This is a genomic window from Pseudomonas sp. H1_D04 (assembly GCF_054683855.1).
In genome coordinates this window covers 2,717,795-2,734,321 of sequence record NZ_CP162826.1, presented here as the reverse complement: position 1 = coordinate 2,734,321, position 16,527 = coordinate 2,717,795, and the positions used below count along the sequence as shown (strand labels likewise).

The window sequence follows — 16,527 nt, the reverse complement described above, 5'->3', positions numbered from 1 at the left end:
GGGAAGCGGCGGTTCAGGCAAACCCGGTGAGGCTTAGTAAGCCAGGCCGAAGTCTTCCTCTTTCATGTCCATCAGGTTGTTGGCGCCCGACAGCATGGTGGCTTTGTGCGCCAAAGTACGCGGCAGAATGCGTTGGAAGTAGAAGCGCGCAGTCTGCAACTTGGCGGTATAGAACGCCTCTTCGGTCGTGCCGGCAGCCAGTTTTTCGGCCGCCAGGCGTGCCATGTCGGCCCAGAAGTAAGCCAGGCAGGCGTAACCGGAATACATCAGGTAATCCACCGAAGCGGCACCGACTTCCTCACGGTCTTTCATCGCGGCCATGCCGACCTTCATGGTCAACTCGCCCCACTCTTTGTTCAGTGCAGCCAGCGGTGTAACGAACTCCTGAACGGCCGCGTTACCTTCATTGGCCTGGCAGAACTTGTGCACGATCTTGGTGAAGCCCTTGAGCGCCTCGCCTTGAGTCATAAGCACTTTACGGCCGAGCAGGTCCAGCGCCTGGATACCGGTGGTGCCTTCGTACAGCATCGAAATGCGGCTGTCGCGCACGTTCTGCTCCATGCCCCACTCGGCGATGAAGCCGTGACCGCCGTAGATCTGCACGCCATGGTTGGCCGATTCAAAACCAACTTCGGTCATGAATGCCTTGGCGATTGGCGTCATGAAAGCCAGCAGGCCATCGGCCTGTTTCTTGGCTTCGTCATCGGTGCCGTACTTGACGATATCCACTTGCTTGGCCGTGAAGTACACCATTGCGCGATTGCCTTCGGCGAAGGCTTTCATGGTCAGCAACATGCGACGCACGTCTGGGTGCACGATGATCGGGTCAGCGGCCTTGTCCGGTGCTTTGGGGCCGGTGAGGGAGCGCATTTGCAGGCGATCGCGGGCGTATTTCAGGCCGCCCTGGAAGCCGATCTCGGCATGGGCCAGGCCTTGCAGCGCAGTGCCCAGGCGAGCGGTGTTCATAAAGGTGAACATGCAGTTCAGGCCTTTGTTCGCCGGGCCGATCAGGAAACCGGTGGCCGCGTCGAAGTTCATCACGCAGGTGGCGTTGCCGTGGATACCCATCTTGTGTTCCAGGGAACCACAGGTCACCGCGTTGCGCTCACCCACCGAACCGTCGGCGTTAGGCATGAACTTGGGCACGATAAACAGCGAGATGCCTTTAGTGCCGGCCGGTGCGTCCGGCAGGCGGGCCAATACGATGTGGACGATGTTGTCGGCCATGTCGTGTTCACCGGCCGAGATGAAGATCTTGGTACCGGAGACTTTGTAGGAGCCGTCGGCCTGAGGCTCGGCCTTGGTGCGCAGCATGCCCAGGTCGGTGCCGCAGTGTGGCTCGGTCAGGCACATGGTGCCGGTCCACTCGCCCGATACCAGCTTGGTCAGGTAGGCCTCTTGCTGCTCGGGGGTGCCGTGCTCGGAGATGGTGTTCATCGCACCATGGGACAGGCCTGGGTACATGCCCCACGACCAGTTGGCTTCGCCGACCATTTCGCTCACGGCCAGACCCAGGGATTCCGGCAGGCCTTGGCCGCCGTGCTCCACGTCGTGGGCCAGGCTAGGCCAGCCGCCTTCGACGAATTGTTTGTAGGCTTCTTTGAAACCCGTCGGCGTCTTAACGCCTGACTCACTCCAGGTGCACCCTTCGATGTCGCCCACGCGGTTCAACGGTGCCAGCACTTGTTCACAGAACTTGGCGCCTTCTTCAAGGATGGCGTCAACCATGTCCGGAGTAGCGTCCTGGCAAGCCGGCAGACTCTGATAGTGCGCTTCATAACCGAGCAGTTCGTCACGAACGAAGCGAATATCACGCAAGGGGGCCTTGTAGTCAGGCATAGCGATAAACCTCTGCTGATGTAGCTGGAATGAACAACCGCGTGGATGTGTTGTGGCGGTCAAACAGGTGTTTGAAACATACGTTTACGACCTGGGGATGTCAAGCGTCGGGCAGATGCCGTCTGTCATGACGCACGTCAACTCAGGCGCAACAAGGCCTGAGGCGAGATGCCACATCGGGGAGAGTGTAGAGAGGGATCAGAATAAAACAGGACAAATGTGGGAGGGGGACGAGCCCCTCTCACATTTCGAGCGCCAGCAGATCAGGCGTAGGTGTCGATCAAGGTGCCGAGCATTTCGTCGGAAGCCTTGGCGACTTTGACGCCTAGCTCCACCTGAAACTTGCCTTCTGCCAGTTCCACCATATTGCTGGCGGAATCGGTCGGCTGGCCACGGTTGATCGCCTGCAAGCGATCATTCTGGGCATCGGAAGGTTGGCTGGTGGCTGCGCTGGCGATCTTGCCAGCGGCCTGGTCGACACGGCTCTGCCCGGACTGAATGGTGTTCAGGCCCGAATAAAACGCGCTGCTTCCAGAGATTTCCATGGCTTGAGCCTGCCTTTAGAGAATCGTGAATGTTGATTGAAGCAGAGAACCTGGCAAAACGCCCGTCAAAAACACTAATGGCATAATGCCTTAGCGATAGCCAAAATCAGTCAAGCAAGTCCAACTGTAAGTATTGCGCCACGGCTTCGGCGCTGGCGTGCTTGAGTTTCGGCACTCGACCCAGGCACGGAGCAGGCAGCCGTTCGGCCAGGGTGGCGAGGTTTTCTTCCAGACGGGAGGTCTTGGGGTCGATGATGTTCGCCACCCAGCCCGCCAGCGACAGACCATCCCTTGCGATGGCTTCGGCGGTGAGCAAAGCATGGCTGATACAGCCCAGGCGCACGCCTACCACCAAGATCACCGGCAGTTTGAGCCCGATGGCCAGGTCCGACAGATTGGCCTGGTCAGCCAACGGCACGCGCCAGCCACCTGCGCCCTCGATCAAGGTGAAATCCGCTTGCCGCGCCAGAATCTGCTGCATGGGCTTGAGCAGCGATTGCACCGTCAGCGAAACCCCTGCCTCCCTTGCTGCCAAGTGCGGGGCGATGGCGGGCTCGAAAGCCACCGGATTGACCTCGGCATAACTCAACGGCAATGAACATTCGGCCAGCAGCGCCAATGCATCGGCATTGCGCAGGCCCTCGGGGGTTACTGCGCAACCGGAGGCGACAGGTTTACCAGCGGCGGTGCTTTTGCCGGCTTGGCCGGCTGCATGCAGGAGGCCGGCGGCGATGGTGGTCTTACCGACGTCGGTGTCGGTGCCCGTAATGAAATAAGCGGCGTTCATAGAGGTTTCTCCAGTACGGCGTACACCACTTGATAAGTCGCCGGCAGGCCTTGGGACTGGCGGAATCGCTCATAAGCCTCGACCAGTGCAACAATCCGCGCACGGCCCGTCAGCCCTCCGGGGCGTCCGGGGTTGAGATTGTGTGCACCAAGAGCCTTCAATTCATGGGTCAGACTGCGCACATCCGGGTAATGCAGCACATGGGGCTGGCGCTCCAGGCTGACCACACGCAGGCCGCTGGCCGCACACAGTTGCTGGTAAGCCTCAAAGGTGCGGAAGCGATTGACGTGCACCAGGCCATCGGCGGCGCGCCAGCTTTCGCGCAGCTCATCCAATGTACCCACACACAAACTGGCAAAGGCCAATACCCCGCCCGGTTGCAGCACGCGATGTGCCTCGCTGAGCACTGCATCGAAGTTGGCACACCATTGCACCGCAAGGCTGGAGAAGATCAGCCCGCAGCTTGCATCGTGCACGGGCAAACGCTCGGCATCTCCCGCGATGAAATGCGCCGCGCCGCCTAAAGGCCGCGCATGGTTGAGCATGCCCTCAGCGATATCCAGCGCCACGCCCTCGCTGGCCGGCAATAACTCACCCAGCACGCGACTGAAATACCCAGTGCCGCATCCCATATCCAGCCAACGTCGTGGCGCGCACGCTGACGGCAGGCGCGACAGCAGTTCATGCCCCACCGCTCGCTGCAGCTCGGCGACGCTGTCGTAACTGGCCGCCGCACGGGAAAACGACGCCGCTACTTGGCGCTTGTCCGGCAAGGCACCCGGCAGAGGGGGGTGGGATAAATCAGTCATCAACGCACTCATGCAAAAAAGCCTGGATGGCCCCCGCTACTCCGTGGGGATCCTCCAGAAGAAAAGCGTGACCGGCCTGTTCAATCAGACCGATTTCAACATCGGGGAGCAGCGTCAGCAGGTCGCTGGCGGCTTCGGCAGGCACCAACCCGTCCATACCGGCAAACAGATGCAACTGCGGGCCGCGATAGGCCAGCAAGGCTTCGCGGGTGTCCAATTTCGCAAGCAGTTCAAGACCGGTCATCAACGCGCCGGACGGCGTCTGCGGCGCGCCGCTGACCAACAAACGCGCCAGCCCGCGAGGGTCTTCAGCACCTTTGGCGCACAACAGTCCGAAGCGCTTGAGGGTGACCTGGGAATCGGCGTGGCAGCCGGCGAGGAAGGAATCGAACGTCTGCGCAGGCATCGCACTCGGCCAACCCTCGTGGGCGACAAAACATGGATTGCTCGCCAGGGTCAGCAACCCGCAGCAGCGTTCGCCACGTCGCGCCGCCAATTCCGAAGCCAGCATGCCGCCCAGGGACCAGCCGCCGAGCCAGGCGTTATCCGGCAATGTGGCGTCGAGTTCATCCAGCCATTCGCCGAGATCGCTGGAGTCCAGCACCGGCAACGGCTCGATCTGTACGTGCAGGTGTTCGTCCAGCCCTTGCAATGCGGCGGCCAAAGGTTCCAGCGGCGATACGCCGAGGCCCCAGCCGGGCAGCAATATCAGTCGATCACGCATGGTCGGGCTCCAGGGCGCCTAGCAAGCGGAAACACTCTTCCAATGCGTTTAACAATAGCTGCACCTGCGCCTCGCTGTGGGCCGCCGTCAATGTCACGCGCAAACGGGCGCTGCCGACGGGCACCGTCGGTGGTCGGATCGCAGTGACCATCAAGCCGCGCTCGCGCAGCATCTGGGACAAACGCACGGCTCTGGCGCTGTCGCCAATCAGGATCGGTTGGATCGGCGTAAAGCTGTCCATCAAGTCCAGGCCGAGCTGCTCGGCGCCCTGCCGGAACTGGCGGATCAGGCCATTAAGGTGTTCACGCCGCCAATGTTCGGTGCGCAGCAGCTCCAGGCTTTTCAACGTGGCGCAGGCCAACGCGGGTGGTTGGCTGGTGGTGTAGATATACGGCCGGGCGAACTGGATCAGGCTTTCGATCAATTCTTCACTGCCCGCCACAAACGCGCCGGCGGTGCCGAAGGCTTTGCCCAGGGTGCCGACCAGTACCGGCACGTCTTCCTGACTCAAGCCGAAATGCTCGACGATCCCTGCGCCGTTGGCCCCCAACGGGCCGAAACCATGGGCGTCGTCCACCATCAGCCAGGCGCCTTTGGCCTTGGCTTCACGGGCCAGCGCGGGCAAGTCGGCCAAATCGCCGTCCATGCTGAACACGCCATCGGTGACCACCAACGTATTACCGGTGGCTTTCTCCAGGCGCTTGGCCAAGCTGGCGGCGTCGTTATGCAGGTAGCGATTGAACCGCGCACCGGACAGCAAGCCCGCATCCAGCAAGGACGCGTGATTGAGACGGTCTTGCAGCACCGTATCGCCCTGCCCCACCAGCGCCGTGACTGCGCCCATATTGGCCATGTAGCCCGTGGTAAACAGCAGCGCACGGGGGCGACCGGTCAGGTCAGCCAGGGCCTCTTCCAGTTCATGGTGCGGCGTGGCGTGCCCGACCACCAAATGCGATGCGCCACCGCCCACGCCCCAACGGGACGCACCGGCACGCCAGGCTTCGATCACTTGAGGATGATTGGCCAGGCCCAGGTAGTCGTTATTGCAGAAGGCGAGCAACGGTTGGCCGTCGACCACCACGTCAGGACCTTGGGGGCTCTGCAGCAGTGGCCGCTGACGGTAAAGGTGTTCGGCACGGCGGGCAGCGAGGCGCGCGGATAGATCAAAAGACATGCAGGCCTCGGACTAGCAGGATTAACTCGATCAAATTGTGGGAGGTGGCTTGCCCCCGATAGCAGTGGGCCAGTCACTCTATTTATCGACTGACACTCCCTCATCGGGGGCAAGCCCCCTCCCACATGGGCCTTTCATTTCAATCAGACGACAGCGTTGTAGAACTGCTCGCTGCTCTTCTGCTCGACCAACGCCTGCTCAATCGCCGCTTGATGCACTTCATCGGCGTGCTCTTCACGGGCTTCCGGCAGGATGCCCAGGCGCGAGAACAGTTGCATGTCCTTGTCGGCCTGCGGGTTGGCGGTGGTCAGCAGTTTGTCGCCGTAGAAAATCGAGTTGGCGCCGGCGAAAAACGCCAGGGCCTGCATCTGCTCGTTCATGGCTTCACGGCCGGCGGACAGCCGCACATGGGACTGAGGCATCAGGATGCGCGCCACGGCGAGCATCCGGATGAAGTCGAACGGGTCGATGTCTTCGGCGTTTTCCAGCGGCGTACCGGCCACTTTCACCAGCATGTTGATCGGCACCGACTCCGGATGCTCCGGCAGGTTGGCCAACTGGATCAGCAGGTTGGCACGGTCGTCGAGGGACTCGCCCATGCCGAGGATGCCGCCGGAACAGATCTTCATCCCCGAATCACGTACATAAGCCAGGGTTTGCAGGCGCTCGCTGTAGGTGCGGGTGGTGATGATGCTGCCGTAGAACTCCGGCGAGGTGTCCAGGTTGTGGTTGTAGTAGTCGAGGCCGGCCTGGGCCAGGGCTTCGGTCTGGTCCTGGTCAAGACGGCCGAGGGTCATGCAGGTTTCCAGGCCCATGGCCTTGACGCCTTTGACCATCTGCAGCACGTACGGCATGTCTTTGGCCGACGGGTGTTTCCAGGCGGCGCCCATGCAGAAGCGCGTCGAACCGATGGCCTTGGCGCGGGCGGCCTCTTCGAGAACCTTCTGCACTTCCATCAGCTTTTCTTTTTCCAGGCCAGTGTTGTAGTGGCCCGACTGCGGACAATATTTGCAATCTTCCGGACAGGCGCCGGTTTTGATCGACAGCAGCGTCGACACCTGCACACGGTTCGCGTCGAAATGCGCACGGTGTACGGTCTGCGCCTGGAACAACAGGTCATTGAACGGCTGCACAAACAGTGCTTTGACTTCAGCCAGGGACCAATCGTGACGCAAGGTGGCGGTGATGCTGGCGCTCATGGGCGATTCCTTGATTATGCTTTGGCAAACGCTGCGGGAAGGGCAATACCCACAGGCGCGACACGGATGCTCGGCATATTTAAGGAAGATTCATGCACTGTCAACCAAGATACAAACACGAAGTTTACATCTGGTTAAAAAACATACGAACCTGTTTAATCTGCGATGAGGCCACAGAAACAGACGATTGTGTGTGCAACGTCTGCGAAACCGAGCTGCCCTGGCTGATGGATCACTGCCAGACCTGCGCGTTACCCTTGGCGATGGACGGTTTGATCTGCGGCCAATGCGTGAAACACCCCCCCGCCTTTAAACAAGTAATCGCCCCCTGGACCTACAGCTTTCCCGTGGACACCTTGATCAGTCGCTTCAAGCACCAGGCGCGCTGGCCCCTCGGGCATCTGCTGGGGCATTTGCTGGGGCAACACCTGCGGGATCGCTTCGACAACAACGAACTCACCCGCCCAGACGTTCTGCTGCCGGTACCCATGGCCCGCCAGCGCCTGCGCGAGCGTGGTTATAACCAGGCGCTGATGCTGGCGCGCTGGCTCAGTACCGACCTGAATATCCCCTACGATGAACACCTGTTATTACGCCCCCATGAAACCATGGCGCAACAGACCCTCGACGCCAAGGCGCGCAAACGCAACCTGCTCAACGCCTTCGCCCTGCCCCCTGATGCCCTTGTAAAAGGCCGCCACCTGGCACTGGTGGACGACGTGCTCACCACCGGCGCCACCGCCCACAGCCTGGCGCGGCTGTTGATCAACGCCGGCGCGCGACAGGTGGACGTGTACTGCCTGGCCCGCACACCCAAGCCCGGCACTTGACTCTCATGCCTCACAGCCGCAACGTCCGCTCATCCCAACACAGCATATGCCCATGTCTCTTCCGACTTTACTGAGCCAACACATCGTCCGCCGCCCCCAACGCATCGCCCTGCTTGGGCATATCGCCGAACAGGGCTCCATCACCCGCGCCGCCAAGAGTGCTGGCTTGAGTTACAAGGCCGCTTGGGATGCCATTGATGAACTGAACAACCTCGCGCAAAAACCGCTGGTAGAACGCAGCGTCGGCGGCAAAGGCGGCGGCGGCGCCAGGCTCACGGCTGAAGGGGAACGGGTATTGCGCCTCTATCAACGCCTGCAAGCCTTGCAGGCAGAGGTGTTGGGCTCGGACCAAGCCGCCAGTGACTTCAATCTGCTGGGCCGTTTGATGCTGCGAACCAGCGCGCGCAATCAGTTGCATGGCCTGGTCATCAGAATTGAAAGCCATGGCCGCAACGACCTGATTCATTTGCAACTCGCGGGTGGATTGACCCTCGCGGCGCAAATCACCCACGACAGCACACAACGGCTGGAGCTGGAGATCGGCGTGGAAGTCGTCGCGCTGATCAAGGCTGGCTGGCTGGAATTGCTGGCACCGGATGGCGCCGTAACACTCGGACACAATTGTATGAGCGGGACGCTAGACGCCATTCTCCACGCCGAGGACGGTCCCAGCGAAGTGCGTATCGCCCTGCCCAATGGCCAGGTTTTATGCGCCCTGGCGCAGCCCGACGTACTCATCGCTCTGGACGCCGCCGAAGGCCAGGCGATCCAAGTGCAATTTGCCCCCAGTCATGTGCTGCTCGGCACACCAGTCTGAGCCGCAGAGTTCTTCAAACTGCAACAACTTCGTCACACCCGCTCCTTATGGTGTCTGCAAAAACCGCAGGGAGCCTGAGATGAGCCTATTAGAAGAAAACCAAGCCACCGACCTTGAACAGATGGTTGGCCTCACCCGCCGCCGCTTCATCGGCGCCGGCGCCCTGTGCGGTGCCGCGATGTTCCTGGGCGGCAACCTGCTGAGCCGCAGCGCACTGGCCGTGAACGCCGCGTCCGCCAGCCCGCTGCTGGGGTTTGCCAGCATCGCTGCCGCCACCAGCGACACCATCACCTTGCCGCCGGGCTACAGCGCCTCGGTGTTAATCAGTTGGGGCCAACCGCTGCACAAGAGCGCGCCGGCTTTCGACCCTTCCGGCAACGGCACGGCCAAGGCCCAGGAACAACAATTCGGCGACAACAACGATGGCATGAGCCTGTTCGCCTTCCCCGGCGACGACAACCGCGCGCTGATGGCGATCAACAACGAATACACCAATTACCGCTATCTCTACGCCCACGGCGGCGCGCCGCAATCGGCGGAAGATGTGCACAAGGCCCAGGCCAGCGAAGGCGTGTCGGTAATTGAAGTGCGGCGTAAAGGTGACACCTGGCAGTTCGTCCAGGACTCGCGTTACAACCGCCGTATCCACGGCAACTCGCCAATCCGCCTGAGCGGCCCGGCTGCTGGCCACGATTGGCTGAAAACCAGCGCCGACAAATCCGGCAAGAAAGCCCTCGGTACCTTCCAGAACTGCGCTAACGGCAAGACACCGTGGGGCACTTATCTGACGTGTGAAGAGAACTTCACCGACTGCTTCGGCAGCAGCAATCCACAACAAACCTTCGACGCCGGACAGAAACGCTACGGCGTGGTGGCCGCCAGTAAAGACATCAACTGGCACCAGCACGACCCACGCTTCGACTTGGCCAAGAACCCCAACGAACTCAATCGTCATGGCTGGGTGGTGGAAATCGACCCATTCGACCCGCAATCCACCCCGGCCAAACGCACGGCTTTGGGCCGCTTCAAGCACGAAAACGCCGCCCTCGCTGAAACCCGCGACGGCCGCGCGGTGGTGTACATGGGCGACGACGAGCGCGGCGAGTTCATCTACAAGTTCGTCAGCCGCGACAAGATCAACCACAAGAACCCCAAGGCCAACAAAGACTTGCTCGACCACGGCACCTTGTACGTGGCGATCTTCGACGCGGGCAACGGCGATGCCGATCATCCCAAGGGCAAAGGCCAGTGGGTCGAGTTGACCCATGGAAAAAACGGTATCGATGCCAGCAGCGGTTTCGCCAACCAGGCAGAAGTGCTGATCCACGCGCGCCTGGCCGCCAGTGTGGTCAAAGCCACGCGCATGGACCGCCCGGAATGGATCGTGGTCAGCCCCACCGATGGCCAGGTTTATTGCACCCTGACCAACAACGCCAAGCGCGGCGAAGACGGCCAACCGGTAGGCGGCCCCAACCCACGGGAAAAGAACGTCTACGGCCAGATCCTGCGCTGGAAAGCCAATGCCGATGACCACGGTGCGGCCGATTTCAGCTGGGATTTGTTTGTGGTCGCCGGCAACCCCGGCGTACACGCGGGCAAGCCCAAGGGCGGATCGTCCAACATCAACCCGCAGAACATGTTCAACAGCCCCGACGGCCTGGGCTTCGACAAGGCCGGACGCCTGTGGATCCTCACCGATGGCGATTACAGCAACGCGGGCGACTTTGCCGGGATGGGCAACAACCAGATGCTCTGCGCCGACCCAGTCACCGGAGAAATCCGCCGCTTCATGGTCGGGCCGGTGGCGTGTGAAGTGACGGGTATCAGCTTCTCACCGGATCAGAAAACGTTGTTTGTGGGGATTCAGCATCCGGGGGAAACCGGCGGCTCGACTTGGCCGGAGCATCTGCCGAATGGCAAGCCGCGTTCGTCGGTGATAGCGATTCGGCGAGATGATGGCGGGATTGTCGGCGCCTGATAGGCCGCTATCGAGGGCAAGCGTCCTCCCACATCAGACCGCATTCCTACAGGATAAACGCGGTCACCTGTGGGAGGAGGCTTGCCCCCGATGACAATGGCACAGGCGCCCCCTATCTCAGGCTTGGTGCGTTACCATACCCGGCCGGAAGCGGCGCCCTGCTGCCCGCAGGAGTTCCCATGGCCCATCCGTTTGAAACCCTCACCCCTGACCTCGTGCTCGACGCCGTCGAAAGCATCGGTTTTCTCAGCGATGCTCGTGTTCTGGCGCTCAACAGCTACGAAAACCGCGTGTATCAGGTGGGTATCGAAGACGGTGAACCGCTGATCGCCAAGTTCTATCGCCCTCAACGCTGGACCAACGACGCGATCCTTGAAGAACACCGCTTCACCTTCGAGCTGGCCGACTGCGAAGTGCCAGTAGTCGCGCCATTGATCCACAACGGCGAGAGCCTGTTCGAACACGCCGGTTTCCGCTTCACCTTGTTCCCTCGCCGTGGCGGCCGTGCGCCAGAGCCCGGCAACCTTGATCAACTGTATCGACTCGGGCAACTGCTCGGCCGTTTGCACGCGGTGGGTTCGACCCGCCCGTTCGAACACCGTGAAGCCCTGGGCGTGAAGAACTTCGGTCACGATTCACTCAACACGCTGCTCGAAGGCAATTTCATTCCCAAAAGCCTGCTGCCGGCCTACGAGTCCGTTGCCCGCGACCTGCTCAAGCGTGTGGAAGAGGTCTACAAGGCCACACCGCACAAGAACATCCGCATGCACGGCGATTGCCACCCCGGCAACATGATGTGCCGCGACGAGATGTTCCATATCGTCGACCTGGATGACTGCCGTATGGGACCGGCAGTGCAGGACCTGTGGATGATGCTCGCTGGCGACCGTCAGGAATGCCTGGGTCAACTGTCCGAGTTGATGGACGGCTATCAGGAGTTCCACGATTTCGACCCGCGGGAATTGGCACTCATCGAACCGCTGCGCGCCCTGCGCCTGATGCACTACAGCGCTTGGCTCGCGCGGCGTTGGGACGATCCCGCCTTCCCCCACAGCTTCCCGTGGTTCGGCAGCGAGCGGTATTGGGGTGATCAGGTGCTGGCACTGCGCGAGCAGCTTTCGGCGCTCAATGAAGAGCCGCTCAAACTCTTCTGATTGCTTGTGAACGTGGGAGGGGGCTTGCACCCTCCTACACAAAGCAGACCTCATTACCAAGCCAGTCCCATTGCCTGACAAATATCCTTACAATCGCGCTTTGTTAGCTGCCTAAGCAAGGATTCTGCAATGCACGCCGCCAACCCCCGCAAGGGGTACATCCTGGGCCTGAGCGCCTATGTCATCTGGGGCTTGTTCCCGCTCTACTTCAAAGCCATCGCCAGCGTACCCGCCGCCGAGATCATCGTTCACCGTGTGCTGTGGTCGGCGTTGTTCGGCGGTTTGCTGTTGATGGTGTGGAAGCATCCCGGTTGGTTCCGCGAGCTGCGCGACAACCCCCAGCGCCTGGCGATCCTCGCCCTCAGCGGTTCGTTGATTGCCGGTAACTGGCTGACGTATGTGTGGTCGGTGAACAGTGGCCGCATGCTGGAAGCCAGCCTGGGTTACTACATCAACCCGTTGGTGAATGTACTGCTGGGCATGTTGCTTCTCGGCGAACGCTTGCGTCGCCTGCAATGGGCTGCCGTGGGCCTGGCCGCAGTGGGCGTGGCGCAACAGGTGTGGCAAGTAGGCAGTTTGCCGTGGGTGTCGTTGGTGCTGGCGCTGACCTTTGGGTTCTACGGCCTGATCCGCAAACAGGCACCGGTCAAGGCGCTACCAGGGCTGGTGGTGGAAACCTGGATGCTGGTGCCAATTGCCGTCGCGTGGCTGCTGTTCAACCCCTCCGCCCACAGTGCGCAACTGGCGTTCTGGAGTACGTCCGAAGCCTGGTGGCTGGTGGCCGCGGGTCCGGTAACGCTCATCCCGCTGGTGTGCTTCAACGCCGCCGCACGGCATTTGCCGTACACCGCGCTGGGTTTCTTGCAGTACGTCGCGCCGACCCTGGTGTTGCTCGAAGCCGTACTGCTGTTCGGCGAACACCTGGCGCCAAGCACGCTGATTGCCTTCGCCTTTATCTGGGCTGGGTTGGTGGTCTACAGCGTGGACGCCTGGCTGACCGTGCGCAAACGCTGATCAAATAACGTACAGCATCCTGCAAGCCACAGCCGGCATGGCTTGCAGGCATTCACCCCAAGGTTATCCACAGGCCCATGCAAGATTTCCATGCATAACCTTGTGGACAAATTATTCCTCGTTACGCAGCTCCACCATCAAGTCATCGGCCAAGGTTTCCAGGGATTGCTGCAAGCTCTCCAAGGACAACGATGGTGGCACCTGCAACAACGCTTCAGCCGTGAACAGCGGGTCGCCACTCATAGGGGCCGGGCGCACATCCGTGCTCAAGCGCTCCAGGTTCACGCCCTGCTGACTCAATAACGCCGTGATCTCACGCACGATGCCCGAACGGTCATTGCCCACCAACGTCATCACAATTGGTTTGGACGCCGAGGCCTGCCCAGTGCTGCCCTCACCCACCAGCACGCGAATGCCGTGTGTGGATAAGTCCTCCAGCGCCCCCAATAACGCCTGACGGCTTTCCGTAGGTACGCTGACCCGCAGGATCCCAGCAAACTGCCCGGCCATATGGGCCATGCGGCTTTCCAGCCAGTTGCCACCGTGGGCGGCAATGTTCTGCGCGATGCGCTCGACCAGGCCGGGTTTGTCGGCGGCGATAATTGTGAGTACAAGATGGTCCATGGCGAAGCCCTCTGAATTCAATCTACAAGGTGGACCCAGGGGCCCATGAAAACAAATCGTGTACCATTTTTATATTTATCTGGAACAATCTAATAGTTTTTTGAGAACATCCTGTTCTCCGCTGTGACCGTACGACCAAAGTGGGTCGCTAAACGACGTATTTAGTCTAATTTTCACAACCGCAAGTCATCATGTAGTATGCCCAACCGTGCACTACATAATGAAAATCTGAAAAAGCGCATAAGCTCCGCAGAGTGAGGCAAGCAATGACTGAACACGTTCAAGTCGGTGGCCTGCAGGTCGCCAAAGTCCTGTTCGACTTCGTGAACAACGAAGCCATTCCCGGTACCGGCATCACTGCCGACCAGTTCTGGGCCGGCGCCGACAAGGTCATCCATGACCTGGCACCGAAGAACAAAGCCCTACTCGCCAAACGCGACGATTTCCAGGCGCGCATCGATACCTGGCACCAGACCCATGCCGGCCAGGCTCACGACCCGGTGGCCTACAAAGCCTTCCTGCAAGACATCGGATACCTGCTGCCAGAAGCCGCAGACTTCCAGGCTTCGACCCAAAACGTCGATGACGAAATCGCCCGTATGGCCGGCCCACAGCTGGTGGTGCCGGTGATGAATGCCCGTTTCGCCCTCAACGCCTCTAATGCGCGCTGGGGTTCGCTGTACGACGCGCTGTATGGCACCGACGCCATCAGCGAAGCCGACGGCGCCGAGAAGGGCAAGGGCTACAACAAAGTGCGTGGCGACAAAGTGATTGCCTTCGCCCGTGCCTTCCTCGACGAAGCCGCGCCGCTCAGCGCCGGCAGCCATGTCGATTCCACCGGTTACAAGATCGTCGACGGCACGTTGATCGTCAGCCTCAAAGGCGGCAGCAACAGCGGCCTGCGTGACGATGCGCAACTGATCGGCTTCCAGGGCCCGGCGGCCGAGCCGATTGCGATCCTGCTCAAACACAACGGCCTGCACTTCGAAATCCAGATCGACGCCAGCACCCCGGTCGGCCAGACCGACGCCGCCGGCGTGAAAGACGTACTGATGGAAGCTGCGCTCACCACCATTATGGACTGCGAAGACTCCGTCGCCGCCGTGGATGCCGACGACAAAGTGGTGATCTACCGCAACTGGCTCGGCCTGATGAAGGGCGACTTGGCCGAAGAAGTGGCCAAGGGCGGCAAGACCTTCACCCGTACCATGAACCCTGACCGTGTCTACACCGGCATCGACGGTCAGGACGTGACGTTGCATGGCCGTTCGCTGTTGTTCGTGCGCAACGTTGGTCACTTGATGACCATCGACGCGATCCTCGACAAGAACGGCGATGAAGTGCCGGAAGGCATCCTCGACGGCCTGGTCACCAGCCTGGCGGCGGTCCACAGCCTCAACGGCAACAACACCCGCAAGAACAGCCGCACCGGCTCGGTGTACATCGTGAAGCCGAAAATGCACGGTCCGGAAGAAGCCGCGTTTACCAACGAGCTGTTCGGTCGCATCGAAGACGTGCTGAACCTGCCGCGCAACACCCTCAAGGTCGGGATCATGGACGAGGAGCGCCGCACCACGGTCAACCTCAAGGCCTGCATCAAGGCGGCCAGCGAGCGCGTGGTGTTTATTAACACCGGCTTCCTGGACCGTACCGGCGACGAAATCCACACCTCCATGGAAGCGGGCGCGATGGTGCGCAAGGCCGCCATGAAGGCCGAAAAATGGATCGGCGCCTACGAGAACTGGAACGTCGATATCGGCTTGAGCACGGGCCTGCAAGGCCGCGCACAGATCGGTAAAGGCATGTGGGCGATGCCCGACCTGATGGCCGCGATGCTCGAACAGAAAATCGCTCACCCATTGGCCGGTGCCAACACCGCCTGGGTACCGTCGCCTACGGCGGCTGCGCTGCACGCCCTGCACTATCACAAGGTTGACGTATTCGCCCGCCAGGCCGAACTGGCCACGCGCGAGCGCGCCTCGGTGGACGACATCCTGACCATCCCCCTGGCCAGCAACACCGATTGGTCCGAGGAAGAAATCCGCAACGAGCTGGACAACAACGCCCAGGGCATCCTCGGCTACGTGGTCCGCTGGATCGACCAAGGTGTCGGCTGCTCCAAAGTGCCGGACATCAACGATGTGGGCCTGATGGAAGACCGCGCCACCCTGCGTATTTCCAGCCAGCACATCGCCAACTGGTTGCGCCACGGCATCGTCAACGAAGCCCAGGTGATGGAAAGCCTCAAGCGCATGGCGCCAGTGGTGGACCGTCAGAACGCAGGGGACGCGCTGTATCGCCCACTGGCCCCGGACTTCGACAGCAACATCGCGTTCCAGGCAGCGGTGGAGTTGGTGATTGAAGGAACCAAGCAACCCAACGGTTACACCGAGCCGGTGTTGCACCGTCGGCGTCGGGAGTTCAAGGCTAAAAACGGCCTGTAAATGAAAAAGCCCTGATCGAGAGATCAGGGCTTTTTCTTTGGGGCTGTGTTGTGGATGTACGCGGTCAACTGTGGGACGGGGCTTGCTCCCGATGAAGCCCGTGCAGATACCGCAAAAATCAGGAAGCCATGCCCAACTCGCGCTTGACCAGTTTCGCTAACTTCACGCTGTCGATCGGCTTGAGCAAAAAGTCCACCACACTCAAATGCATCGCATCGATCACATCCGGCGCTTCGGCGTCCCCCGACATGATGATGATCGGCAGCGCCGCGCGGGTGGATTCGCGCACTTGGCGGATCAACTCCAGGCCATTGCTCGGTGCCATGCGCAAGTCGGTGATCAGCAAACCGATGGAGCTGCTGGATTTCAACAAATTCCACGCTGCCTCACCACTCTCGGCAGTCATGCAGCGAATACCGTCCAGAGCAAGGATCTCCGCCAGCAGTTCTCGCGCATCCTTGTCGTCATCGACAATCAGCACGCGTTGCGGCGGTAAATCAGGCTCCAGCATCACGGCGCTTAGGGCCTCGCGCTCGGCATCACTCAAAATATCGTGGTCGGACATACGGTTCTCAACAATTTTCATCAA

At 60.8% G+C, this 16,527-nt stretch carries 15 protein-coding genes; 6 read left to right on the top strand and 9 right to left on the bottom strand.

Annotation, left to right across the window (positions count from 1 at the left end; all coding sequences use genetic code 11):
• Window positions 1–33: 33 nt before the first annotated feature.
• The 7 genes from AB4N82_RS12560 to bioB all read right to left on the bottom strand — a co-directional run bounded on the left by AB4N82_RS12560 (window position 34) and on the right by bioB (window position 7,077).
• A complete protein-coding gene (locus AB4N82_RS12560) occupies window positions 34–1,839 on the bottom strand; it encodes a phenylacyl-CoA dehydrogenase (protein ID WP_032883916.1) in 1,806 nt (601 codons plus the stop codon).
• A gap of 263 nt (window positions 1,840–2,102) precedes the next feature.
• Complete coding sequence (locus tag AB4N82_RS12555; protein ID WP_032883917.1) at window positions 2,103–2,384, bottom strand: hypothetical protein; 282 nt, start codon at window positions 2,382–2,384, stop codon at window positions 2,103–2,105.
• A 106-nt stretch (window positions 2,385–2,490) separates the two neighbouring features.
• Window positions 2,491–3,171: a dethiobiotin synthase gene (gene bioD, locus AB4N82_RS12550; RefSeq protein WP_032883918.1), complete on the bottom strand. Its 681-nt coding sequence runs from the start codon at window positions 3,169–3,171 to the stop codon at window positions 2,491–2,493.
• Window positions 3,168–3,980, bottom strand: coding sequence for a malonyl-ACP O-methyltransferase BioC (gene bioC / locus AB4N82_RS12545; protein WP_099601642.1), 813 nt, complete (start codon window positions 3,978–3,980; stop codon window positions 3,168–3,170). Before bioC ends, bioD begins: the two co-directional genes overlap by 4 nt.
• Complete coding sequence (locus tag AB4N82_RS12540) at window positions 3,973–4,704, bottom strand: alpha/beta fold hydrolase (protein ID WP_122763580.1); 732 nt, start codon at window positions 4,702–4,704, stop codon at window positions 3,973–3,975. Before AB4N82_RS12540 ends, bioC begins: the two co-directional genes overlap by 8 nt.
• Window positions 4,697–5,878, bottom strand: coding sequence for an 8-amino-7-oxononanoate synthase (gene bioF / locus AB4N82_RS12535; protein ID WP_122763581.1), 1,182 nt, complete (start codon window positions 5,876–5,878; stop codon window positions 4,697–4,699). Before bioF ends, AB4N82_RS12540 begins: the two co-directional genes overlap by 8 nt.
• A 143-nt stretch (window positions 5,879–6,021) precedes the next feature.
• A complete protein-coding gene (gene bioB, locus AB4N82_RS12530) occupies window positions 6,022–7,077 on the bottom strand; it encodes a biotin synthase BioB (RefSeq protein ID WP_032883922.1) in 1,056 nt (351 codons plus the stop codon).
• A 92-nt stretch (window positions 7,078–7,169) separates the two neighbouring features.
• Between bioB and AB4N82_RS12525 the strand changes: the two genes are divergently transcribed.
• The 5 genes from AB4N82_RS12525 (at window position 7,170) to rarD (ending at window position 12,870) form a co-directional block, all read left to right on the top strand.
• Window positions 7,170–7,907 (top strand): ComF family protein, encoded by a 738-nt coding sequence (locus AB4N82_RS12525; protein WP_122763582.1) that lies wholly within the window; start codon window positions 7,170–7,172, stop codon window positions 7,905–7,907.
• 52 nt (window positions 7,908–7,959) lie between these two features.
• Window positions 7,960–8,724, top strand: coding sequence for a TOBE domain-containing protein (locus AB4N82_RS12520; protein ID WP_122763583.1), 765 nt, complete (start codon window positions 7,960–7,962; stop codon window positions 8,722–8,724).
• Window positions 8,725–8,803: 79 nt separating this feature from the next.
• Complete coding sequence (locus AB4N82_RS12515) at window positions 8,804–10,702, top strand: PhoX family protein (RefSeq protein WP_032883925.1); 1,899 nt, start codon at window positions 8,804–8,806, stop codon at window positions 10,700–10,702.
• A gap of 179 nt (window positions 10,703–10,881) precedes the next feature.
• Complete coding sequence (locus tag AB4N82_RS12510; RefSeq protein ID WP_032883927.1) at window positions 10,882–11,856, top strand: serine/threonine protein kinase; 975 nt, start codon at window positions 10,882–10,884, stop codon at window positions 11,854–11,856.
• A gap of 129 nt (window positions 11,857–11,985) precedes the next feature.
• Window positions 11,986–12,870 (top strand): EamA family transporter RarD, encoded by an 885-nt coding sequence (gene rarD / locus AB4N82_RS12505; RefSeq protein ID WP_032883928.1) that lies wholly within the window; start codon window positions 11,986–11,988, stop codon window positions 12,868–12,870.
• Between the two features lie 111 nt (window positions 12,871–12,981).
• Here the strand turns inward: rarD and AB4N82_RS12500 are convergent, their stop codons facing one another.
• Window positions 12,982–13,494 (bottom strand): glycine cleavage system transcriptional repressor, encoded by a 513-nt coding sequence (locus AB4N82_RS12500; RefSeq protein ID WP_032883932.1) that lies wholly within the window; start codon window positions 13,492–13,494, stop codon window positions 12,982–12,984.
• A 266-nt stretch (window positions 13,495–13,760) separates the two neighbouring features.
• Between AB4N82_RS12500 and AB4N82_RS12495 the strand changes: the two genes are divergently transcribed.
• The gene (locus AB4N82_RS12495; RefSeq protein ID WP_032883935.1) at window positions 13,761–15,938 is read left to right on the top strand and encodes a malate synthase G; all 2,178 of its coding nucleotides are present in this window, start codon (window positions 13,761–13,763) and stop codon (window positions 15,936–15,938) included.
• Between the two features lie 118 nt (window positions 15,939–16,056).
• Here AB4N82_RS12495 and AB4N82_RS12490 read toward each other — a convergent pair whose 3' ends face one another.
• Window positions 16,057–16,503: a response regulator gene (locus AB4N82_RS12490; RefSeq protein WP_032884510.1), complete on the bottom strand. Its 447-nt coding sequence runs from the start codon at window positions 16,501–16,503 to the stop codon at window positions 16,057–16,059.
• Window positions 16,504–16,527 lie beyond the last annotated feature (24 nt).